This is a genomic window from Povalibacter uvarum (assembly GCF_014202975.1).
GTDB classification, from domain to species: Bacteria; Pseudomonadota; Gammaproteobacteria; order Steroidobacterales; family Steroidobacteraceae; genus Steroidobacter; species Steroidobacter uvarum.
Window position 1 is genome coordinate 585,694 of the sequence record NZ_JACHHZ010000005.1, and the last position, 22,165, is coordinate 607,858.

Genomic DNA, 22,165 nt, shown 5'->3' on the forward strand with positions numbered 1-22,165 from the left:
CAATGAACTGCCGATCGCTGCCGATCCTGCTGCCGCTCCTCGGTCTCGCTGCTTGTGCAAAGGAGCCGTTGCCGCGGGCGGCTGCGCCGATTCCTGTGAAAGTTGTCGTCGTTGCCATGTTCGAACATGGCAAGGTCACGGGCGATGAAGCGGGCGAGTTCCAGCTGTGGGTGGAGCGCGGCAAGCTCGACAAGAGTTTCGAGTTCCCGATGGGCGAGTACGAACTACGGATGAACGACGCGGGTGTTCTGGCGATCTGCACCGGTGGCGGCATCACGAATGCGACGGCATCGATCATGGCGCTCGGAACGGATCAGCGTTTCGATCTCAGCAAGGCTTACTGGCTCGTGGCGGGGATCGCAGGCGGAGATCCGCTGGATGTGTCACTGGGGACAGCGGCGTGGTCGCGCACAGTTGTCGATGGCGATTTGCTGTACGAGATCGATGCGCGTGAGATTCCTGCGGAATGGCCATATGGCCTTCTGCCGCTGGGCGCGAAGAAGCCGAACGACAAGGCCGACGGCTGGACGGTCGACACGATCAACTTTCCGCTCAACGGTGGACTGGCTCAGTGGGCTTACGAGCTCACGAAGGATCATCCCGTCGCGGACAGTGCGGGCATCGCTGAGTTTCGCGCGCAATTCAAAGGCTACGACAACGCGACGAAGCCGCCGTTCGTGACGATCGGAGAGAGCCTCGCCTCCAGCACCTACTGGCATGGCGAGAAGATGAACACGTGGGCAAACGACTGGGTGAAGCTCCAGTCCGGCGCCGACTACAATTTCATGATGACCAACATGGAAGACACCGGCACGCTGACGGCGCTGCGACGCCTGTCGCGTACACATCGTGCCGACCTGCAGCGCGTAATGGTCCTGCGCACCGCAAGCAACTACACGATGCCGCCGCCCGGAGAGACGGCGGCATGGAGCACGACGGCGCCATATCCGGAGAAAGGATTGCCCGCAATCGAGGCGGCTTACCAGGTCGGCAATCTCGTCGTGCAGGAACTGATCGGCAACTGGGCGAAGTACGAGCAGGCGGTGCCGGGCGGGACATGAGCCACCCGGCCGCGTGCAGGTGAACGTCGATGAGCACGCTGCTGGTCAGGAATATCCATACGCTGGTGACGATGAACGCGCAGCGCGAAGAGCTGCGCAACGCGGCGATCTTCGTGCGCGACCGCGTCATCGAGAAAGTAGGGCCGACGAGTGAACTGCCCGCCGTCGCCGATGAAGTCCTCGATCTGCATGATCGTCACGTCGTGCTGCCGGGTCTCGTCAACACACACCACCACTTCTATCAGACGCTGACTCGCGCAGTGCCGGCAGCGCAGAACTGTTCCTTGTTCGAATGGCTGAAGACGCTGTATCCGATCTGGTCTCGTCTCACCGCGGAAGGCGTGTATGTCAGCACGCAGATGTGCGCGGCGGAGTTGATGCTGTCGGGCTGCACGACATCGAGCGATCATCTCTACCTCTTTCCGAATGATGTGACGCTGGACGAGGAGATTCGCGCGGCGCGGGATATCGGGATCCGGTTCCATGCGTGCCGCGGCAGCATGAGTGTCGGCGAGAGCCTCGGAGGACTGCCGCCGGATCGACTGGTGGAGAACGAAGAGCACATCCTTCGCGACAGTCGCCGCGTCATCGAGCAGTTTCACGACTCAGCGCCGTACGCCATGGCGCGAGTAGCGCTTGCGCCGTGTTCGCCGTTCTCGGTGTCGCCGGCGCTCATGCGCGAATCGGCAGCGCTGGCGCGCAGTTATGGAGTCCGGCTGCACACGCACCTGGCCGAGAATCAGTCCGACGTCGAGTACAGCCTGGCGCAGTTCGGTCTCGAGCCGGGCGCTTACGCGGAAGCCGCAGGATGGGTGGGGCCTGATGTGTGGCATGCCCATTGTGTTCGTCTGAGCGATTCCGCGATCTCACTCTTCGGACAGACTGGAACGGGCGTTGCCCACTGTCCCTGCAGCAACCTGCGTCTCGCGAGCGGATTGGCCCCAGTACGAAAGATGCGCGCCGCCGGTGTGCCCGTGGGTCTGGGTGCCGACGGTGCTGCATCAAACGATGCTACACACCTGTTGGGCGAAGCCCGGCAAGCAATGCTGATTGCCCGCGTCCTGGACAGCGACGCTGCTGCTATGACTGCTCGCGAGGCACTGGAGATCGCGACGCTTGGCGGTGCCCGCGTACTCGGACGCGACGATATCGGTCGCATCGAGCCGGGTGCCGCCGCTGATTTCATCACCGTCGACATCGATCGACCGTCGTTCGCGGGCGCGCAGCACGATCCGGTCGCCGCGCTATTGCTGTGCCACGTGGACTGGGTCGACTACAGCTTCATCAACGGACGCCGGATTGTGGACCAGGGACGATTGACGACGGTGGAATTGCCTGCGCTCGTTCGAAGGGTGAATCGGCTATCCGCGGCCATGGTCAACGGCATGTGAGGCCTTTAGCTGCCTTCTTTCCGCGATCCGGTCACAAGTATTCCAGCAGGTGCAGCGAAAACCTCGCCGCCTCCCTCGCCGCAATCGGTCCCAGTCTCAGGTAGTCATCATTCGGCGCTTCCTGCGCGACATTGCTGCCGGCGCGCACGATCAGATAAGGCACCCCAAGGGTTTCGCACACGTGCCCGAGCGGTGCGGACTCCATCTCCATGATGTCCGTCTTGAAACGCGTCCGCAGAGTCTCGATGCGCTGCGCAGTGACGCCGAACAGATCGGAGGACGCGACGACGCCTCGACGGGCAGCGACGGTGTAGGTGGCGTCATTCGCGGTGACCTGCGGACCTTTGTATTCCGCCAGCGCCTTGTCGGCGATTCTCAGCAACGCTGCGGGCGGCGAGAACGCATTCTCCACCTCGTTGCCATCGTTCGGGCCGTTCATCGGCCGATAGACCATGTCGTTGCGGGTGAGGCTGCCGTAGTCGTGCTCATACGTGACTGTGGCGACGATCACATCGCCCGTTCGCAGCTCGCGATTGATCCGCGCACCTGTGCCGCTCATGAGAACGAGCCGCGGCTTGAATTCCGCGATGAACAGCGTCGTCGTCATTCCCGTGAAGGTCTTGCCGATCCCGGTGATCGCAACGACGACCGGCTTGCCCGCGATCGTGCCGCGATAGTACGGAATGCCCCAGGTCTCGCTCTTAGGCGGATTGCCCATCGCTTCCCGGAACAATGTGATTTCCTGCGGAACGGCGCCGAGGATGACGATCGTGTCGGAGGGCTTGTAGTGGGCAGGCGTCGCGGGCGCCTCACCAGCGAGCGCGATGGTGGCAGTGAGCAGGCAAAGAGCGGTCAATAGGAATCGCATGGGGCCTCCGCGGATGAGTGGGAGGGAAGTGCAAGTTTCCGACCAGCGGCGAGCGATGAGCTGTGAGCCGCGAGCCAGGCGGAGAATGTGTGTTTTTCCTTCTGCCGTTCGCTCGGTAGTCGCGGTGGTCTGCTCTGCGTTGAGGCGATGCGATGAGTGGTTGGGCCGAATGGGGGCGCGGCAACGCTCCCGCTGTGGGTCCGGCTTTAGCCGGACGTTAGCCGAAGGCTCTGCCGTCCGACGCAGTCGGACAAAGGCATCGCTGGCGCGATGACGTCCGGCTAAAGCCGGACCCACAGCAAGAGGTGCGTGCCCTGCGTCGTCCCCTCACGTCCCCCTGCACGCCGCCGGCACGTACTTGTTGTCCACCGTCGTGCGGTTCTCGCCCAGTGCTTCCATGCCTTCCGGGATCTCGCGCTTGCCGCAGCGCCAGGACATCGGGCTGGTCGGGCTGCCTTTGACGACGAGCGGCTGCAGTGTGATGACTGAACCTTTCAGGTTGCTGTTGGCGAGCTGGCCGAACGCGATATGCACCGCGCCGTCGACCACGTCGATGCGTGAGACGTAGTTGCCGATCAGGAGCTGTGCTTCCGGGACACCTGCGTCAGCATTGGTCGCCGGGAACCGGCCGTGCTCCTTGCGATAGTCCTGGATCGAAGGCTTGAGCTCGCTGGCCAGAGAAAACGCTTCGACCACCTGCGAGCGGATGGTGTAGTCCTGATACGCCGGAATGGCGATGCCGGCGAGGATGCCGATGATCGCGACGACGATCATCAGCTCGATCAGCGTGAAGCCCCGGGATTTCATCTTCTCTCTCCTTCAGATGATGCTGCCGAGCTTGAAGATCGGCAGGTACATGGCGATGACGAGCGTCGCGACCAGGAAGTACAGGAGACCGCGCATGAGTATCGCGGTCCGCAGCTGCAGGCCTTCGATCGATTTCGCAATGGCGTCTGCTTGCAACCCACGCTGCGTTGCCAGCTCTTCGCGCAGATGGCCGAGACGGTCGGCACTCATGAGTTGGGTCGGCAGCGTTGCCATCATTGCGGAAGCTTCCGCGCTTTCGAAATCCAGATCGGTGTAGATCCCGGCTTCCCGGGCCGCGGCGGCCAACGACTTGCGCGGATGAATTCCCGCGGCGACGAGCGTCGCTGCATAGCAGACGAAGAGAAACCGGCGGTAGTCGTTCGCCACCGCGCGGCAGAACACGGCGCGTTTCGAGAACAGGTCGAGGCGCCATGCTCGTCGATGGCGGCCGATGCCCCAGCCGGGTTGGAGCGGAAAGGCGAGGATGGATGCGGCCATCATCAGCAGCACCAGAATCAGCACAATCCAGCCGCCGCCACCGAGCACTGCGGCAGTCAGCGAAGGCAGCTCGGCACCCATGGCTGCGTACGTCGACGCGAACTGCGGCAGAACGAAGATCCCGTAGATGAAAGCGATCACGAGCGCGATGGCCGCGGTCGCCGACGACGCGACCAACGTATTCAGCAGGCCTCGTACGAGACTGGAGGAGAGCTCGAATCCAGCGAGCTGACGCCGGTCCAGCTCGGCCCATAGCTCGCTCGTGAACTGGCCGTCATGCTCCTGAACGAGCTGGACGCTGCGAATGGCGACGCGCAAGCCGTCCCGTTCGAAATCGCCGGTGGGCTTCGCGGTGCTCTCAAACTCGCTCTGCAGTCGCGCGCACGCGGCCAGCAGATCGCCAGTCAATACGTCGCGCAATCGCGAGAACGCTGCCGACAGGTCCGCACCTTCGTCCCGCAGTACGCGAATGACTTCGCGACCGGCAAATGCACTCAGCTCGTCCATCGCCGAATCCTTCCTTCAGTATTTTGTCGTGGGCGCGAGTCCTTGCCGGCAAGGCGAGGGCAGCAGGGCATCGGCGAAAGTCGTTTCATTCGTGCCGGGAGCAACGAATCCCTCGCGCACCGGAGCGAAGCCGCAGGTCCAGATGATGGAAGACGAAGCATTCCCTGGCACGACGGCTGCACGGTAGGAGAGCACTCCGGCGTCGCTCGTCGTCATCAGTGCCATCGTGAAATGCAGAGCCGCTTCGCCGCCTACCCTGACGTTGTTTGTGCCGCGCTCATCCTCGATGCTTCTGCTCGAGGAGTGAGAGGAGACGCCGTCGCGATCCGGCCAGGCCCCGTGAGTCGCCCGATACTCGTGAAGATCGACGCGAATGCCGGAAACCAGGAAAGGCACCTCGATCAGCTCGACATGAGTCAGCGCGCGCCGGTAGTCCCCCAGCGCAATTGTGACCACGACACCGATGATGCCGATGGCGACCAGTACATCGGTCAGCTCGATGTAGCTTTGCACGATGGAGCGCGTGACCCGCATGCCGTTCCCCGATGCTGCGTGCGTGTTGTTGGGGGAGCCTTGCGACCGATTCTGCCACAACACGTTCCGCCGTCGCTGCAGAGGCCGCATACTGGATCGAAGACTTGCCATCCGGTGCGCCATGACCTCCATCTCCGCTCGATCCGTCCTTTTGCTACTGCTGGTATCCGGTGTCGCCGTTGCCCGGCCTTCAGACACGGCGACGAAGCTGATCGAACGACTGCAAATGCAGAAGATCCCTGAGGAGGGCGCATGGTTCGCGGCGACCTACCGCAGCGACGACGTGCTCCCTGCTGGTGCAATCTCGCGTTACAAGGCCGGCCCTCGTGTCGCGGGCAGTGCCATCTACGCGCTGATCACGCGGGAGGACTTCTCGGCGTTGCACCGATTGCAGACCGACGAGACATGGCACTACTACAAGGGTGATCCGCTGGAGCTGCTGCTCCTTCACCCGGACGGTCGTACGGAAGTCGTGGTGCTCGGCCCGGATGTTCTGAACGGCCAGCAGCCGCAGTACACGGTGAAACGCAGCGTATGGCAGGGCGCTCGGCCGCTCGGATCCGGCCGCGATTCATATACGTTGTTCGGGTGCACGCTGGCGCCGGGCTTCGAATACGGCGATTTCGAGATCGGCTATCGTGACGAGCTTCAACGCCTGTATCCGCGGGCTGCTGCGCAGATCGAAGCTCTGACGCGCAGCGAGTTCGCAAAGCGTCCTGGAACTGCAATGAGTGTCGTCACCGAGGTGCCGCTGGCCCCGTCGAAAGTCTTCAGTCCGTCGGACGTGAAGAAGATCGATGTCGCACCGGGCACGGAGCTGCGCGAGCTCATCGGCCGGCAGGCAGTCATCAAGACTGATCTCTATAGTGTCGCGCTGTTCACGCTGGCGGCCGGCCGATCGATGCCGGTCAGTCACAACAAGACGTCAGAGGAAGTCTTCCTGATCGCTTCCGGTGATGGAGAAGTTACGCTCGGCAGCGAGGTCGCGCGCGTGGAAGCAGGCAGCACCGTCGTCATCAAGCCAACGGTCGCGCATTCAATCAAGGCTTCGCCGAAGGGGCCGCTGAGCTTCTACGCGATCTCGGTGCCCGCGTTCAGTCCCGAAGACTATGTGATCACGCAGTAGCGGCCTGCTTCTTTTTCTTGTCCAGCCAGACGCCGGCGCCCTGCGCATTGAGCTCGACGTCGGTCGCGAGCAGCGCGTCCAGGGTTGCATCATCCAGCGTCGAACCGCAGCGGCGCAGTTCGTTGACGTAGATGTCGCGGAACGCAGCCTTGAGCCGGGCATGCCGATCCGGCGTCCCATCGAGCGCCAGAGCTGCTTCGACCATTGCGTCGATCTGCGACAGGAGCTGCTTTGCGATTCGCTCGGGTTCGCGAACCGCACCATAGTGCGTGAGGTACAGTACCTGCGGATTCGCTGCCAGTAGACGCGCAATCGATGCGTGCAGTGCCTGCGGATCGAATTGAACGGGTGCCGTTGCAGGGATCACGTGCGGCCCGCGCGAAGTTGCGAGTGCGGGATAGCAGAGTCCCAGAGTGTCTCCCGTAAACCAGCCCCGGCTCGCTTCGTCCCAGATGCAGTGATGATGCAACGCGTGGCCTGGCGTCTCGGCAAACTTCAGCGGACGTCCCGCAAGGTCGATCGTCATCCCATCGGCCGTCGTGATGACTCGCGACTCTGCAATGGGCGCGAGCTCGCCGTAATCGCGATCCGCGATCTCTCGTCCGTACACCGCACGAACGGCATCCATGAGTGCGGAGGGATCGATCATGTGTCGCGCACCGCGCGGATGAATGACCAGCTTTGCGTTCGGCAGGTGTCGCATGAGCAATCCCGCGCCACCTGCATGATCGAGATGCACGTGCGTGACGATCACGTAATCGATGTTGTCGCGGGCGATGCCCAATTCGTCGAGCGCCGCGAGCAGATGCGGAACGGAGTTGTTGGTGCCGGTATCGACAAACGCACCGCGCCCGTTCGACATGATCAGGTGGCTGGCATCGAACAGCTCGCGCACGAAACCCGTGTCAATGACGTGGATATCGTGGGCGAGGGATTGGGTGGGGGCGAGGGGCACGGGAGGCTCCGGGGAGGTGAGGCCGGAGAGCGTAGCACCATCGAGACATGGACTCCCGCGTTCGCGGGAGTGACGGCATAGGCGTGCGGAATCAGCGTGCGCTGTCGGTTTCCGGTGCCTGTCCCGGAAACGCTGGAATCTTCTGTCCCGGATACCAGAATTTCAGGTGGCAGCCTTCGCAGACCTGATCCATCGTGTCGCCGGCATCGACGATCGCCTGCGGATTGCGATCGTCAGAGGCCTTCAGCATCGATGCGCCCACATCGTGCAGCGCGCGGGCGAAGGCAACGAACGAAGCGCGGTCATTGCGGATCGCTTCCTCCGACTCAGTCGCTGTCAGGTTGCCTGGCGTGCCGTGGTCTTCGAGCGATTGGCCTTCCCGGGCAACGTGACGGTTCTCGACCAGCAGCAGGTTCGCGGATTCGGTGAGGATGATCGCGTGCTTGCGCACTTCGCTCCATTCTTCGTCCGTGCGCGGCTGCTTTTCGTCGACACCTTTCTCGGTAACGGAGGTGCTCACCGATTCCCAGAGAAAGTCGGCGGCGGGATCGATCATGAACTTCATGATGTCCTGCACGCCGGCTGTCGGTTGGATGGGCGAGACAATGGCCGGGGCAGGTGCCGCTGGTGGAGTTTGCTGGCTGCATGCAGCGAGCAGCGCAACGACTGCGAGTAAGGGAATGGGTTTGCCAGTCATAGTCTGCTTCAGCTCTTCAGATACTTGTCGAACCATTCCCGCGCGAGTGTATGCGCCTGCTGCCAGGCTTCCATGTAGATTCCGTAATGCTTGATCTTCGGCACGACGACGAGCTGCTTCGGTCCCTTGTAGCGCTCGTACGCAAGGATGCCGTGCTGCCGGTTGTCGAAGAGCTCTTCGTTTTCAGCGACCACGATCATCATCGGAATCTGTCCGGCGTCGTTGATGTGATCCACTGGTGCATAGTTCGCGAACCGCGAATAGATCGGCGCACCGCGCAGATTGCCGAGCACACGGATGCCCGGTTCCGGATAGCCGATTTCTCCGCGCGCCCGCTTCGTCGCATCGACGTACGCTTCCGGCGTCGTGCCGAGGCCGTGGCCACTGAATGCGCCGACCTGACTGTAGACCACTTTGATCCGATGATCCCGCGTTGCCATCTCCGCGACATAGCCGCCTGACTGACTGCTGCCCCAGATGCCGATGCGGGCGGTGTCGACTCGTGGTTCGCCCTGCAGCCAGTGCAGTGCGTTCTGCCAGTCCGTGAGCATGTCGACCGGATCGACGACTTCACGCACTTCCCGCACTTCCGCGGTGAAGCGTCCTTTGTTCTTGGCTGCTGCATCTGGCGCAGGCTGCGTGAGAATGACGCGCGAATCGCTCTTGCCCCAGCCGCGATAGTCGAATGACACGACGAGATAACCGGCCTGTGCGAAGCCGACAGCGTCACGAGTAAGTGCGGCTGCAGTGCCGCCCCAACCGTGCGCCATCAGGATCGTCGGCAGCTTGCCGCTGCCCGCATCATTGCGGGTGAAAACAGTCGCGGACATGCGGGTTCCTTCGCTCCAGATGTCGACTGCTCGCGTCGCGACGTCGGGCGGGATGGGGAAGTTTCGCGGGCCATCCTGTTGTGCGAACGCGCATGCGGACCAGACGAAGGCCAGCGACAGGAACAGAGCCGATCGCAGCGTCGATGAGAACATCGTGGAGATCCCCTGATTGAGCGGTGCCGGCGAAGACTAGCGGGCGCGGCCGGGGTGCAAGCGATTTTCCGACGATTCTTTGCAGATTCGGCGACCCGCGGCGCTGATTGAACATTCAACCCGTCAGGCGCGTTGTGTGCGACATCGAGGGATGTTCGTTCCTTCGCGAAGAGGGCATGACGTTGAGTACCATCCTGCTGATCATTCTGATTTTGCTGCTGGTCGGTGCGTTGCCAACGTGGCCGCACAGCCGCAACTGGGGCTATGCACCGAGCGGCCTGCTCGGCACGGTCCTGATCGTGATCGTCATCCTGTTGTTGCTCGGGATGATATGAATGAGCCGCGAGCGGCGACGGATCAGCCGTTGCCGTTCGCGGCTTTCGCCCGCCAACGTGCTGTTTCCAATCCGGCGATGCACAGCGTCGTCCATGCTGCCGCTGACGCATAGCCCGCGAGTACATCGCTCAGGTAGTGAACCTGCAGCAACACCCGGCTGAAGCCGACGAAGACGATCAGTGCCACGCTCACGATGGCCACGGGCAGATGCCACTTCGCCGGAGTGTGCCGGACGACTATGTAGGCCAGCAGCCCATACACCAGCATCGCACCGGATGCGTGACCGCTCGGAAAACTCCAGCCTTCCACGAAGACGACTCCGTGTTCATGAACGGGCCGTGCCCGTTCGAAGAGCACCTTGAGCAGACTGTTCAGCAGTGCACCGCAGCTCGTTGCGATGACCCAGGCAGCCGCCAGGAGTTTGTCGCGCCTGACGAGCAGAGCAATCATCACGACGATGACGATGGCGGTGAGGAAGTTTCTGTCACCCAGGTGCGTGATCATCGCGATGATCTGAAGGAACTCACGCGAGAGGTGCGTTGCCAGCGCCTGGGCAAGCAGCGAATCGAAACGCGCAAAGTCTTCGTCGATGCCGATCTCGTCGGCGAGCGCGAAGAACAGTGCGACGAGGGTCAGCGATGCGGCGAACGCAATCAACGCGTAGACGCCGAGATAGCGAGCCGCGGTCATCGTATGCGTGATCATGTGCCCGAGCCCGGGTATGCCGCGCAGGGAGCCGATCACCCTGCTGGATCGCAGCGCGTTCCATAGCCCGACCACGAGACGCCCGAGCGAGGCCCCATGGCGTTCGATCGAACGCCACAGCACGTGGGTCATGCCGAGCATCAGAGTCGCCATTCCGAGCAGCACAGCGAGTGCGTGTCGGGCGATCGTGTCGGCGAGCGACTCCATCAATCCAGGGCGGGCACGATCAGGTGCGGCCTTCGCTGAGATCGGCGGGCGTGGATCGGGATGCGCTGATCAGTCTTCCGCGGCGTGTTGCTGCGTATGCGAACGTGATTGCAATCGCAGCGAGCGTTGCGTTGACGGTGAGTGCGAGCGACGAGAAGGCAGCAGCACCGAACTTGACCGTGTAGGCCACGATCAGCACGACGATCGATCCGGTCGCGGCGAACTCGAATCTCTGCTTCGCCAGCCGCTCATCGTTCCACCATTGAGCGAGCGCCGTCGCGGCGGCGATGCCGATCCAGAGGACGGCAGTGGCGGCTGTTCCAAAGATCACCTGTGCAATACCTGAGAGCGCCAGTGCGGGGACTGTTCCCCAGACGAATCCCGCCCACAGATTGTTCCAGTGATCGCGATGCTTGCGCCGCGCAAGCCAGATGTTGAATCCGGTGACGCACACGATCGTCATCGCGAGACCGAGCACGCCGTAGAGCACCTTCACGCTGAAACTCGCGAAGTGTCCGAAGTGGAGCCGGTAGACGGAGAAGATCGCCTGCTGTCCGGTTTCGCCATCCGAGAAGCCGACGTTGTCGAGATAGTTGCCGGCGCTGTCGAAGCGATACTGCTCCGCATAGATCAGTCGACCCGGATGTTCGGCGCCTACGATCATGAAGCGTTTCTCCGGGACGTCCGCTTCCTCGACCGTGATGTAGAAAGGCGTCGCTCCGGGCGCGATGGTCTTCATTGCTGCCAGCGCTTTGCCGATGGCGAGCGGCTGTGCGGCCTGCTCGAGCTTCGGCTCGGCACCGTACACCCTGGCCATCAGCGCCTCGGTGTCGCCGTCGGTGTAGACATACGACAGCAGCAAAACCATCAATTGCGCGAGACCGAAGAAAGCGCCGGTGATGGCGATCATGAGCTGGAACGGCAGGCTCCAGACGCTCAGGCGATTGTGGATGTCGGCCTGTTCGAGCAGGCGTGAGCCGCCGAGCCGCAACGCGAACGCGTCCTTGAAGATGCGTGGATGGGCCAGGATGCCCGAAACGATCAGGCCGCAAAGCAACGCTCCGAGCACGCCGACGAGGATGAGACCGAACGTTTCCGGCAGGTGCAGGTAGAGATGCAGGTTGATGATCAGGTGCGTCCACTCATGCTTCACCTCCTGCCCCAGCGATCCGTCGGTATTGACGAACCAGCCGGTCTTCTCCGTGGAGATGCTCGTGCGCGGGATCTCTTCCGTCGGCAGCGAGATGAACATGTGATGCGTGATGTCGCTGGCGGGAACCTGAGCGTAAGCGCGTTCCAGTGTTGCTGCGTCGTAGCCGAGCGATTCGGCGATCTGCGGCTGCTCCCACCGCTCGAGCTCCTGATAGAAGACAGCGATCGTGCCGCTGAGGCAGATCAGATACATGAGCGCGCCCGTGAGCACACCCAGCCACGAATGGCCGGCGAGCGACTGGCGAACGAGACCGGCGGGAAGGGAGAGCTTCATGGCGGATCAGAGAAAGAGCAGGGCCGCACCGATCGCGCCGGCGGCAATGACGGTCACGGTCGGACGTGACAGCTTCGGGTCCGCAACGATCCAGTACGCGGCGCACCCCCAGAGGAGCGGCATAAGGAAGATCGCGAGGACCATCTCATTCGTATCGCTCCACGGCAGCGATTGGCAGAGGGCGACGCTGACGACCGCAGAGGCTGCACCCGACAATGGCACCGTCGATACGAAGAACCAGAAATGACGCAGCCACGAACGTGCGTCGGTGATCTTCGCGGCGGGCTCGACCTTGGCCAGCGGCTTGCGCGTTCGCACACGCTGTTCGCGCAACTCGGCGCTTCGCAGCGCGAAGATCCAGGCAATGATCCCAGGCACGCCGAGCGCGAGCGTCGTACCGAATTCGGCGCCGCTGGCGATGCTCCAGGCGATGACGGAGACCGTGAGCAGCATCCAGCCGAGGCCATTGATCCAGGCCTTGCGCGTCGTGGCCCCGTTCCAGGACCCGAACAGGCACGCGACGCCTGCGACTGAAAGTGCGGTCCCCGCCAGAAGCGGCAGCATCAGTGTCTCCAGGGAATCAGCCCAATGGGGCGATGCGGGCATCGTATCGGACTTCAGTCACTCCCGCGAACGCGGGAGTCCATCTGCACCAAGGTATGGACTCCCGCGTTCGCGGGAGTGACGGGGACGGGGCGGAAGGCAAACGCGGCGATCTGCGACCCGATGCAGCTGGCGACGAACACGAGCTTGCGGTTGGCGGCGAGCGTACCGACCCAATCGAACGAGCCCCCGTCGATCAACGGGATACCGTCGCCGTGAATACTGCCCGCATTGATCAGGAACCTCAGTCCGCCGTTGTAGTACGTCTGCGTCAGGGGTTCGTGCACGACGCGTACTCCGGGAACAGCCGCGGCAATGCGCCGGGCGATCTGTTCCCGCTCCGGTGTCGAACGCAGCGTCACGAAGCGATCCGGAAATCGATAGCCGCACCGCTCGAGGCGATCGAGCCCTGCCAGGTGCGTGCGGATGTGATGACTCATCGAATCGACGACGAGCGCCTGATCCGCGGTTTCATGGCCGGCGGTCGCGAGACAGAACAACCGGAAGTGCGCCGCGAAGCCCGGCAGATCCGGATACGGCTGCGCACGCACGCATCGATGGCTCGTTGCGAGCCTGATCCGCCGCGAAGGATCTTCTCGAAGCCGCCGGGCGCATTCGAGAGCAAGCACGTTAGTGGGATCCGAAACGACTTCCGTGCCGCGAACAGTAGTCACCGTGCGGTTCTGCGTCGTCAGGGCAACGGCCGAGCAACTGGCCAGCGGAGCGAGCGGCGACAGCTCGATCCCTTCGAAATCGTGGGCAGTCGCGAACAACTCGGTGTCCAGTGCGAGCAGAATGCGCTGATCGATGACACAGGGCTTCACGAAGCGATCGGTCACCCATTGATGCTGCACGGCTGAAGCAGCACGTCGCGCCGTCCGTTGTTCCATCACCCATAGGAGTAGCGACCAGAGCTGCGAGGGCGGCAACTTCTCGGTCAGCGCGGAGAGCGCCTCAGCATCGAGACCGCGAGTGACCCAGCGCTCGCGGTGACTGCGATCGGTTTCGTTGGGGGGCATGAGGGAAGACTAGGAACCGGGGTTCGTCCTGTCCAGTTTCCCCGTCTCGCGCTCGTCATTCCCGCGAACGCGGGAATGACGGTCACCTCTCTTACGTTGCTGGCTTCAGCCGCCAGCCGTCGCGCGACACCAGCAGTACCGTGCCTTCGGGAATCAGTGTCGCGGCTGGTGCAGCTTCGTCGACCTGGTCGGCTGGCAGGCGCAGCGACGGGTCGAGTGTGCCGAACAGGGATACGTTGGGGTCGAAGGCGGCCCAGTCGACGTTGACGCGGGCGATCACGCCTGACGACAACGCCTGCTTGGCGGCTGCGAGACTGTCGCTGTTGACGGCGACGCGGCCATTACGCAACGGCACGATCGTTTCGTCGCCGCTCAGGATCGTCTCCGGCGAGAACGTGCTCGACATGTCGAAGAGCAGTACGCCGGCCGAGCCGGTGTAGCCCTTCAGCAGCAACGAGCCGCTCGGGCCCGAGTACGTGATGCTCGGTGTCGTGGTCTGGATGCCGTTCAGTGCCGGCACGATCAGGAAGACACTTTGCGGACCGCCGCCGCCCGCGGCTGCTATCGCGATCGGCGCATCGAGTGTGCCGATCTCACCGGTGGCGCCATTCAGACCGCCTGCCCGGATCTCGATCCCGGACGCCGTGAGGTTGTTGACGCCGGAGTTCGCTGACAGAGTGCTGTAAACGTTGCCCGAGCCCATCACGAGGGCGCGACCGTTCGACGCATCGATCGCCGAGAGTCGCACGTCGCCGTTGTTGGCGACGTATGCGATGTTGCCTCCGCCTGAAACGGTCGTCGAGCCGGCCTGCATGTTGATGCTGCTGCCGATGAGCGTGATGTCGCTGCCATTGCTCGTGACGCCAGCGGTCTGAGTCAATGCGCCCGTCGTCACGAGGCTGATTTCGCCGGCGGCGCTCAGTGTGCCGAGTGTCAGGCTGCCGCCGTCATTGATGTAGATGCCGCCGCCGGTTGCCGTCGCCGTGAGGTTGTCGACTTCGATGTTGAGCGCCTGGTCCGGGCCGCCGATCGAACGCGCCGACATCGTTGCCTGTCCAGCGGTGAGACTGGTGTCCGTGCCGTCGGTAATGGCGCCGTTGTTGGCAGTGACCGTGACGGTGCCGCCGGCGGCGTTGATCGTGCCGAGCGAGACGTTGCCCGTGTCGCTCGTGATCGAAACCGAGCTGGCCGTGATGGTGCCGACATTCAGGTCGTTGACGGTGCGCAACACGACTGCGCCGCTGCCTGTGTCCAGGCCGGGGAGTGCAAGTGCGTTGCCCGAGGTCAGGTTCACCACGCCATTGTTGGATTCGATCGCGCCCGTCACCGTCAGCGAGCCGGTGCCGCCAGCGGCGAGATTCACTGCACCGCCCTGCGTGACGAGCGTCTGCACGCTCATGCTGCCGTTGCCGCCGGTGCGCCCGTCGACGGTGTTGCCCGTGCCGGAAGAGCGGGCTTCGGCGAGCGCAACGTCATCCTGCTCGGCGAAGTAAATGCCGCCGTTCGATGCAACGAGCGTCAGCGACCCAGCCGCCGTATCAACGCGATTGTCCCCTGCACCGATGCGTGTACCACTGAGGCGCACGTTACTTGCGGTAACGCGCGTCGAGTCATTGCTGTCGTCCGTCAGCGCGCCCGCTGCATTGATGGAAACGTCAGTACCGGAAATGGCGTTGAGCTGCAGGTCGTCCGCTTCGTTGACGTAGACACCGCCTGTGCTCGTAGCGGTCAGCGATGCTACCTGCGTACCCAGTTCAGCGCCGGCCGCGCCGATCGAGCTGCCCGAGAGCGACAGCTGGTTGCCAGCGATGCGGGTCGCGCCGTCACCGGTGATGGCACCCGAAGCTGTGATCGCGATGTCGTTGCCGGCGCCGGCCGCAGTGATCGTTCCGAGCTGCACGTCGCCCTGTTCGCTGACGAAGATGCCACCTGCCGTCGTGCTGGCGGAGAGCACAGCAACAGCAGTGTCTACTTCGTTGCCTGCCGCACCGATGCTTCCGCCGGAAAGCGTCAGCGTCTGCGCCGACACGCGGGTGCTGTTGTCGGAGTCGTCAGTCAGCGCACCATTCGCGCCGATCACGACAGTCTGGCCTGCGATGCTGCGCAATTGCAGCGCGTTGGCAGCCTGCAGATGGATCGCATCGGCGGTCGCGTTGACCGAACCGCCGCCGATGCTGAGTCGATTCGCCTGCTCACCGATGGCCGCCGCCGACAGCGACAGTGTCTGTGCGGTGAGATGCGTCGATGCGTCGTCGGTGTCCGTGATCGTGCCGCCGCCGAGCGCCGAGAGGGTCGCAGTGCTTCCGCTGCTTGCCGCGCCTGCGAGCACGATGTTGCCCGCTTGCGTCGCGGAGCCGGCAGTCAGCGTCAACGGTCCACCGGCCTGCAGGGTCGACGCGACGGTGATGTTGCCGCTGGCCGCTTCGACGTCGATGCCACCCGCGGTCGCTGCGCCGCTCACCTCGACGTCGCCGGCGTGCGAGAGGAAGACGGAGCCGGTGCCGGCCTGGACCGCGACGGCGGTGCCGTTCGTGTCGATGCGATTCGTTGCGCTGCCGATGCTGCCGGTGGCAGTCAGCGATACGTTGCCCGCGTTCACGCGTGTCACGCCGTTGGTGTCGCCGTCATCGGCAATGTTCGCGGCGGAGATCAGGACGTTGCCGCCTGCGCTGATCGTGCCGAGCGTCAGGTCGTTCGCATCGGCGATCGTGAGGTTGCCGATGCCGCCCAGATTCGCGTCGAGAAGGCCCGCGTCGGTGTTGAGCGTGACCGATCCGCCCTGGCCGCCCGACTCGAACACGAGCGTATCGGCGCTCAATGCGAATGTACGGTCCACGCGAGTGATGTCGTTGCCGCCCCGCAGGTACAGCGTCGCGAGCGGGCCTGCGATCAGGTCGGCTTGCGCGCCGGGCATGCTGAGGGTGCCGTCGGAGCTGAAACCGACTTCCGAGAAGCCGGCGATGGCGGCATCGAACGCATCGAGCGACAGGTCGCCGCCGGACTGAATGAGCAGGCGGCCGTTGCCGCCCGAAGTGATCGAGGCTGGCGCCGCCGAGGGATTGCTGCCACTGGCGAGTGCGAGATTGATCTGGCCAGTCGTGCTGGTGACGTTGGCACTCAGCGTACCGGTGCCGGGATTCACAGCGATAGCGGTGCCCTGTCGCGTACGCAGGTCGGTCACGGTACCGATCGTGTCTCGCGCCCGCAGCTCGATACCCGTATTGCTCGAGATCAGCGCCGCGGAGGCATCGCTGACGTCGTCGACGATCGAGCCGTTCGTCGCTTCGAGCCGGACGCTGCCGTTCGAAGAGACCTGCCGCAGGTTCATGGTGCCAGCGCCCTGGGTGATCGCGAGAGGACCCTGGCTCGAGGCATTGATGGAGCCGAACTCGTTCGCACCGCTGAGTGTGATGCCGCCGCTGGCAGCAAGATTCGCGGTGCCGCCGACGTAGAGATTGCCGGACTGGCTGACGGAGCCGCCCGAGCTCACGTTCAATGCGTTCGAAACGGCGAGCCCGCCGAAGTCGATGTTGCCCGCCGAGGCGACCGTGACGCTGCTCAGCGTGCCGTCCGCGCCGAAGCTGACGCTGTTGCCGAACGAATTGGCGCTGTCGGCGAGCGTCACCGACTCGCCACCGGACGCAGTGAAGGCCGATGTGCCGCCGACGTTCAGGGCGCCGGATTGTCCGATGCCGCCGCCGAGCGATCGGACTGCGAGATTTCCTGTCACGTTGCTTGCCAGCAGATTCACAGGGCCGGAATCCGTGACGCTCACAGTCGCACCGCTGAGGGCGATGCCGGCGCGGAAATCATTCGACAGGTTATTCAGTGTCAGGTCCTGGCCCGTGGCGCTGATCGTCGCATCGTCGGTGACCGTGAGGGCGCCTGTCTGGGTGACAGCGCCGCCAGCGGTGACATTGAGTGTCCCGGTATTGATCGTGTTCAGAGCGATCGCCGAGCCCGAGTTCAGCGTCGTCGCGCCCGTCGTAGTCAGCGTTCCGCTCTGAGTGATGCCGTTGACCGCAGTAACGTTGAGCGTCGTCGTATCGATCGTGTTCAGAGCGACCGAAGCACCGCTCAGCGTGATCGTGTCGCTGACGTCGAGCGCGCCGGATTGCGTGATCGCGCTGCCTGAGCTGACCGACAGGCTGTCGCTCAGCGTGCTCGCGAGCAGGTCGGTGGCGACTGAGTTCGTGATCGATGCGTTGGCTGCGGTGACTGCGATGCCGCCCGACAGCGCATTGTTCGATCCGAGAGTCACGTCCTGCCCGGCTGCGGTGATCGTGGTCGTTCCCGCGACCGTGAGTGCATTGGTCTGCGTTACCGCGCCGCCGGCGCTCACGGTCAGCGCTCCAGCGTTGCTCGTGTTCAGCGCGACGCCGGCACCCGAGTTCAGGGCCATCGTTCCGCCGGTCGTCACTGCACCTGACTGAGTGATTGCTCCAGTGGAGTTCACAGTCAAGCTGTTGCCGACCGTCGCGCCTGCGAGCGTTGTGGCGAGAGTATTCGTCAGCGATGCATTCGCGGCGGTGACAGTGACGTTGCCGGTCAGTGCATTTGCGGACGAAAGAGTGACCGTCTGGCCTGCTGCATTGATCGCAGTGCTGCCCGTGACGGTGAGCACGCCTGTCTGGGTAACGGTGCCGCCCGCATCGACACTCAATGAACCGGTGTTGATGGTGTTGAGCGCTACGCCAGCGTCGGAACCGAGAATCGTACTGCCCCCAACGACGTTGACGGTGCCGCTCTGTGTCAGCGCGCCGGTCGAATCGACCGACAGGCTCGTCGTGAGCGTGCTCGTGCCGAGGTTGGTTGCGCCGGTGTTCGCCAGCGATGCGGTCGCGGCAGTGAATCGGACTGGGCCGGAAAGCGCGTTGGCGGAATCGGTCAGCGTGACGTTTCGTCCCGACGCGATGAAAGTCGACGTTCCGCCTGCGCTCAGCGAGTCAGACTGCGTGATGTCGCCGCCCGTGGAAGTTACTGTGAGGTCGCCAGTGACATCGATCTGCTGGAGCTGGATCGCCGTGGTGTCCGTGACTGCGACGCTTTGCAGCGTGCCGCTGCCTGCCGAGAAGTCGACGGTGCCGCCGAAGGTGTTGTTTCGGTTGACCGAGATCGAGCGTGCATTGCCCGCAGTGAAATCCGCGGCGCCCGTGGCATTGATTGCGCCGCCGGTCTGATCGATGTTGGTGCTCGCGGTGACTGTCAGTGCGCCGGTCGACAGATTGTTTCCGAGCGTGACGCTGTTGCCGGACGAAGTCAGTGTGGTGCTGCCAGCAGAGACGATGCCGGTCTGGGAGAGCGCTCCGGAGGAAGTGACGTTCAGCGCGTTCGTCACATTGCTCGCGCGCAGTTCCGTGGCGCCCGAGTTGGTTATCTGGGCGTCCGAGGCGGTCACGCCGATACCGCCGCTGAACGAGTTGGCTTCCGTCAGAATGATGTTCTGAGTGCCGGCGCCGGCGCTCAGCGTCGTTGCACCGGAAGCTGAGATTGCATCGGACTGTGTGATCGCCCCGTTCGCATTCACATTGAATGTGCCCGTGACCGTGGTGGCGCGCAGCTCGACTGGGCCGCTCGTGGTGAGCTGGACCGCGCCGCTGTCGAAGCCGACACCACCGCTCAACGCGTTGTTCTGGCCCAGCGTGACCGTCTGTCCGGTCGCATTGAACTGCGTGACGCCGGTGACGTTCAGCGCGCCGGTTTGCGTCACAGCACCGCCGGCATTCGCCGTCAGTGAGCTTGCAGTAAGCGCGCCGAGTTCGAGAGTGCCGGCTGACGTCAGCGTCGTTGCTGCGGCGGTCACTACTCCGGCCTGCTCGATGGTTGCGGCCTGCACGTTGAGGCTGCCCGTCACGTCCAGTGCCTGCAGCTCGAATGCCGTCGAATCGCGAACCGCAACGTTCTGGAGCTGACCCGAGCTCGCGGCGAACGTCACCGTGTCGCCGAAATCGTTCCCGGACTGATTGACGCTGATGGAGCGCGCGTTGCCGGCCGTGAAACTGGCGGCTCCGGAAGCGTCGATGGCGGTTCCGACGTTCTGGTTGATATCCGTCGCGGCCGTGACCGTCAGTGCGCCCGTCGTGACGTCTTCGCCGAAGATGACTTGAGCGCCGGAGGTCAGCGTGAGGGACCCTGTGTCGACGACGCCCGTCTGGACCAGCGTTCCCGAGCTGTTGACGCTCAGCCCGTTCGTGACGGTGCTCGCGCGCAGCACCGTCGTTCCGGTGTTCGCGATCGATGCGCTGGCAGCGTCGACCCCGATCCCGCCGCTCATCGCGTTGGACCCCGTGAGCGTGACGTTCTGGCCGCTGGCGTTGACTTGTGTGAGGCCCGTGACCGTCAATCCGCCCGACTGCGTGACCGCGCCGGCGGAGTTCACCGTCAACGTCGCGGCATTCAGCGTATTGAGCGCGGTGGCGCCGCTCGTCGATGTCAGTGTCACGTCGCCTGTTGTGGCATTGACCGTGCCCGATTGCGTTATGGCGCTTGCAGTGATGTCGAGATCGCCAGTGACGGTAAGTGCCTGCAGCGTGAGCGCGCTCGCATCGCGCAATGCGACGTTGAGCAGCGTGCCGCCGCCGCTTGCCGCCAGATCGACGGTGTTGCCGAAATTGTTGCCGACCCGGGCGACCTCGATCGAGCCTCCATTGGCTGCGGTGAAGGTGGTGGCGCCCGTGGCGGAAACCGTGCCGCCCGTCTGTGTGATGTTGCCGCCCGAAGTGACGGAGAGCGTGCCCGTCGAGCTCAGCGTGTTGTTGAGAACGACGTTGTTGTTCGAGCTGAGTGTGACTGAGCCCGCGGACACTGCTCCGGACTGGGTGAGCTGACCCCCGGTTGAGTTGACCGTCAGGCCGGCGCTCAGGTTCGTTGTGCCGAGCGTCGTCGTGGCCGCATTCGTCAGCGATGCGCTCACGCCGGAGAAGCCGACACTCCCGGTGAGAGTGTTGTTCAAATTCAGGGTGGTCGACGCGCCGGTGAACGTGATATTGCCCGCCGCCGTGATTGCATTCGATTGGGTGATCACGCCCGCTGAGTTGACCGACACGGTCTGTCCAGCCGCCGTTCGAAGATTGCCGCTGAGCGTGGTGTCGTTGCCCTCACGGATCGTGATCCCCGCGTCTGTATTCGCGGTGTCGCTGGTATTGCGGACCGACGCGCCGATCGAGGCGAAGCTGTTGGTGTTCGTGCCGAGCGTGATGGACGCGCCGCCGTCGTTGAGCGTCGTAAAGCTGGCCGCGCCAGCCGTGATGCCGCTGCTGTTCTGAGAGATCGTTCCGCCCGCGGTGGCGTTCAGCGTTCCCGCCGTCGTTGCGCCGAAAACGATCGTGCCCGCTGCGTTGAGCGTCGTCGTGCCGTCGGCCGCGAGCGTGCCCGCCGCGTTGATACCCTGGGCGGAGTCGACCTGCAGAGTGCCGGTGGTCGCGCCGGCGACATCGACGACCGTTGCTGCTCCCAGGTTGACGGAGCGCCCGTCGATAACAACGCTGCCGGCTGCATTGCCGCCGCTGCCCGAGACGTTCAGCGTGCCGGTGTTGGCGACCGCGCCTCCATTGCCGACCAGCCGGATCGTGCCGCCGTCGGTGCTGATGCCCGTCGCGATGATCGTGCCGCCGTTGTTCACGGCATTGGCAACGATGCTGGTGGCCTGGCGCGACGTGAGCAGAACCTGCCCGCCTTCGGCCTGGAGCGTGCCTGTGTTGTTCACGAGCGCACTTGCGCCGCTCGTGTCGGTTGCGAGCGCGGTATCGACCTGGAAGTTGATCAGGCCGCCGGCGTCGAACGAAACCGTTGCCGCACGACCGGCACCGAGCGAGATCGAGCCGAGGTTGGCCAGGATCATTCCGTTGTTCAGTACCGACCCGCCGAACAGGGCTACCGAACCCGCGGTGATATTGCCCGCGTTGGAAATCTCCCCCCGCTGATTCGCCGCATCGAACGTGTAGATGCCGCTGACCGCATCGGCGGTATCGAGATCGAGCGAGGTGGCAACCAGGGAGCCGACGTTCACGGTCGCGGTCGAGCCGAAGATGATCCCGTTCGCGTTCATGAGGAAGATGCGGCCGTTCGCCGTGATGCTGCCCATGATCGAGCTCGGATCCGCGTCCAGGATCCGGTTCAGTGCCACAGCCGTCGAGGAGGGCTGCACGAACACGACGCTGTCGTTGCCGTCGAGATCGAACGAATCCCAGCTGATGCTGACGCTGTTCGACGTCTGGGTGACGGTCGTGTCGTTCGCGTTGGGCTGGTTGATCGTGGCGGACCCGGCCGTTACGTTGCCGTTCTGGGGCGAAGCCTGGGCCGAGGCCGCTGCGAACGACAACACTGCCGAAATGGCGGCGGCGAGATAACGTGAGCGCTTGTTCGTGTTCATGCGTTGTCCCT

16 protein-coding genes are annotated in these 22,165 nt (G+C 63.8%); 4 read left to right on the forward strand and 12 right to left on the reverse strand.

The genetic code is table 11. The features are described 5' to 3' along the window. Positions 1-2 precede the first annotated feature (2 nt). Together HNQ60_RS21920 and HNQ60_RS21925 are read left to right on the forward strand one after the other, a co-directional pair. Entirely contained in the window at positions 3-1,061 is a 1,059-nt protein-coding gene (locus tag HNQ60_RS21920) for a purine-nucleoside phosphorylase (RefSeq protein WP_184334899.1), read from the forward strand. A gap of 29 nt (positions 1,062-1,090) precedes the next feature. Beyond that, positions 1,091-2,452: an 8-oxoguanine deaminase gene (locus HNQ60_RS21925; RefSeq protein WP_184334900.1), complete on the forward strand. Its 1,362-nt coding sequence runs from the start codon at positions 1,091-1,093 to the stop codon at positions 2,450-2,452. A 31-nt stretch (positions 2,453-2,483) separates the two neighbouring features. Here HNQ60_RS21925 and mtnN read toward each other — a convergent pair whose 3' ends face one another. The 4 genes from mtnN to HNQ60_RS21945 all read right to left on the reverse strand — a co-directional run bounded on the left by mtnN (position 2,484) and on the right by HNQ60_RS21945 (position 5,666). Beyond that, positions 2,484-3,320: a 5'-methylthioadenosine/S-adenosylhomocysteine nucleosidase gene (gene mtnN / locus HNQ60_RS21930; RefSeq protein ID WP_184334901.1), complete on the reverse strand. Its 837-nt coding sequence runs from the start codon at positions 3,318-3,320 to the stop codon at positions 2,484-2,486. 327 nt (positions 3,321-3,647) lie between these two features. Then, entirely contained in the window at positions 3,648-4,127 is a 480-nt protein-coding gene (locus HNQ60_RS27700; RefSeq protein WP_184334902.1) for a pilin, read from the reverse strand. Positions 4,128-4,139: 12 nt separating this feature from the next. Further along, positions 4,140-5,132 carry a type II secretion system F family protein gene (locus tag HNQ60_RS21940; RefSeq protein WP_184334903.1) on the reverse strand — a complete coding sequence of 331 codons (993 nt, stop codon included), beginning with the start codon at positions 5,130-5,132 and terminating at the stop codon, positions 4,140-4,142. A gap of 15 nt (positions 5,133-5,147) precedes the next feature. Next, on the reverse strand, positions 5,148-5,666 hold the full coding sequence (locus HNQ60_RS21945) for a pilin (RefSeq protein ID WP_184334904.1): 519 nt from the start codon (positions 5,664-5,666) through the stop codon (positions 5,148-5,150). Positions 5,667-5,787: 121 nt separating this feature from the next. On the opposite strand from HNQ60_RS21945, the gene HNQ60_RS21950 reads away from it, so the two are divergent. Next, entirely contained in the window at positions 5,788-6,792 is a 1,005-nt protein-coding gene (locus tag HNQ60_RS21950; RefSeq protein WP_184334905.1) for a cupin domain-containing protein, read from the forward strand. Here HNQ60_RS21950 and HNQ60_RS21955 read toward each other — a convergent pair. The 3 genes from HNQ60_RS21955 to HNQ60_RS21965 form a co-directional block, all read right to left on the reverse strand. Beyond that, positions 6,782-7,747, reverse strand: a complete 966-nt coding sequence (locus tag HNQ60_RS21955; RefSeq protein ID WP_221304381.1) for an MBL fold metallo-hydrolase — start codon at positions 7,745-7,747, stop codon at positions 6,782-6,784. The two genes, HNQ60_RS21950 and HNQ60_RS21955, sit on opposite strands and share 11 nt — an antisense overlap. A gap of 91 nt (positions 7,748-7,838) precedes the next feature. Continuing rightward, the gene (locus HNQ60_RS21960) at positions 7,839-8,444 is read right to left on the reverse strand and encodes a hypothetical protein (protein ID WP_184334906.1); all 606 of its coding nucleotides are present in this window, start codon (positions 8,442-8,444) and stop codon (positions 7,839-7,841) included. Between the two features lie 8 nt (positions 8,445-8,452). After that, complete coding sequence (locus HNQ60_RS21965) at positions 8,453-9,427, reverse strand: alpha/beta hydrolase (RefSeq protein WP_184334907.1); 975 nt, start codon at positions 9,425-9,427, stop codon at positions 8,453-8,455. Between the two features lie 176 nt (positions 9,428-9,603). On the opposite strand from HNQ60_RS21965, the gene HNQ60_RS21970 reads away from it, so the two are divergent. After that, on the forward strand, positions 9,604-9,762 hold the full coding sequence (locus tag HNQ60_RS21970) for a DUF3309 family protein (protein WP_184334908.1): 159 nt from the start codon (positions 9,604-9,606) through the stop codon (positions 9,760-9,762). A gap of 22 nt (positions 9,763-9,784) precedes the next feature. Here the strand turns inward: HNQ60_RS21970 and HNQ60_RS21975 are convergent, their stop codons facing one another. From HNQ60_RS21975 to HNQ60_RS21995, 5 genes are all read right to left on the reverse strand, one after another. Continuing rightward, positions 9,785-10,675: a phosphatase PAP2 family protein gene (locus HNQ60_RS21975; RefSeq protein ID WP_184334909.1), complete on the reverse strand. Its 891-nt coding sequence runs from the start codon at positions 10,673-10,675 to the stop codon at positions 9,785-9,787. A 19-nt stretch (positions 10,676-10,694) separates the two neighbouring features. Continuing rightward, positions 10,695-12,161, reverse strand: a complete 1,467-nt coding sequence (locus tag HNQ60_RS21980) for a PepSY-associated TM helix domain-containing protein (RefSeq protein WP_184334910.1) — start codon at positions 12,159-12,161, stop codon at positions 10,695-10,697. Positions 12,162-12,167: 6 nt separating this feature from the next. Further along, positions 12,168-12,725, reverse strand: coding sequence for a hypothetical protein (locus tag HNQ60_RS21985; protein ID WP_184334911.1), 558 nt, complete (start codon positions 12,723-12,725; stop codon positions 12,168-12,170). A gap of 53 nt (positions 12,726-12,778) precedes the next feature. Next, positions 12,779-13,783, reverse strand: coding sequence for a hypothetical protein (locus tag HNQ60_RS21990; protein WP_184334912.1), 1,005 nt, complete (start codon positions 13,781-13,783; stop codon positions 12,779-12,781). A 91-nt stretch (positions 13,784-13,874) separates the two neighbouring features. Continuing rightward, positions 13,875-22,154 carry a two-partner secretion domain-containing protein gene (locus tag HNQ60_RS21995; protein ID WP_184334913.1) on the reverse strand — a complete coding sequence of 2,760 codons (8,280 nt, stop codon included), beginning with the start codon at positions 22,152-22,154 and terminating at the stop codon, positions 13,875-13,877. Positions 22,155-22,165: the final 11 nt, after the last annotated feature.

Bases quoted from the DNA above. Each gene is read 5' to 3' on its own strand.
- HNQ60_RS21945 (WP_184334904.1), bottom strand. From the start codon at position 5,666: ATGCGGGTCACGCGCTCCATCGTGCAAAGCTACATCGAGCTGACCGAT.
- HNQ60_RS21965 (WP_184334907.1), bottom strand. From the start codon at position 9,427: ATGTTCTCATCGACGCTGCGATCGGCTCTGTTCCTGTCGCTGGCCTTC.
- HNQ60_RS21950 (WP_184334905.1), top strand. From the start codon at position 5,788: ATGACCTCCATCTCCGCTCGATCCGTCCTTTTGCTACTGCTGGTATCC.
- HNQ60_RS21940 (WP_184334903.1), bottom strand. From the start codon at position 5,132: ATGGACGAGCTGAGTGCATTTGCCGGTCGCGAAGTCATTCGCGTACTG.
- HNQ60_RS21925 (WP_184334900.1), top strand. From the start codon at position 1,091: ATGAGCACGCTGCTGGTCAGGAATATCCATACGCTGGTGACGATGAAC.
- HNQ60_RS21995 (WP_184334913.1), bottom strand. From the start codon at position 22,154: ATGAACACGAACAAGCGCTCACGTTATCTCGCCGCCGCCATTTCGGCA.
- HNQ60_RS21985 (WP_184334911.1), bottom strand. From the start codon at position 12,725: ATGCTGCCGCTTCTGGCGGGGACCGCACTTTCAGTCGCAGGCGTCGCG.
- HNQ60_RS21920 (WP_184334899.1), top strand. From the start codon at position 3: ATGAACTGCCGATCGCTGCCGATCCTGCTGCCGCTCCTCGGTCTCGCT.
- HNQ60_RS21960 (WP_184334906.1), bottom strand. From the start codon at position 8,444: ATGACTGGCAAACCCATTCCCTTACTCGCAGTCGTTGCGCTGCTCGCT.
- HNQ60_RS21980 (WP_184334910.1), bottom strand. From the start codon at position 12,161: ATGAAGCTCTCCCTTCCCGCCGGTCTCGTTCGCCAGTCGCTCGCCGGC.
- HNQ60_RS21975 (WP_184334909.1), bottom strand. From the start codon at position 10,675: ATGGAGTCGCTCGCCGACACGATCGCCCGACACGCACTCGCTGTGCTG.
- HNQ60_RS21990 (WP_184334912.1), bottom strand. From the start codon at position 13,783: ATGCCCCCCAACGAAACCGATCGCAGTCACCGCGAGCGCTGGGTCACT.
- HNQ60_RS27700 (WP_184334902.1), bottom strand. From the start codon at position 4,127: ATGAAATCCCGGGGCTTCACGCTGATCGAGCTGATGATCGTCGTCGCG.
- mtnN (WP_184334901.1), bottom strand. From the start codon at position 3,320: ATGCGATTCCTATTGACCGCTCTTTGCCTGCTCACTGCCACCATCGCG.
- HNQ60_RS21970 (WP_184334908.1), top strand. From the start codon at position 9,604: ATGACGTTGAGTACCATCCTGCTGATCATTCTGATTTTGCTGCTGGTC.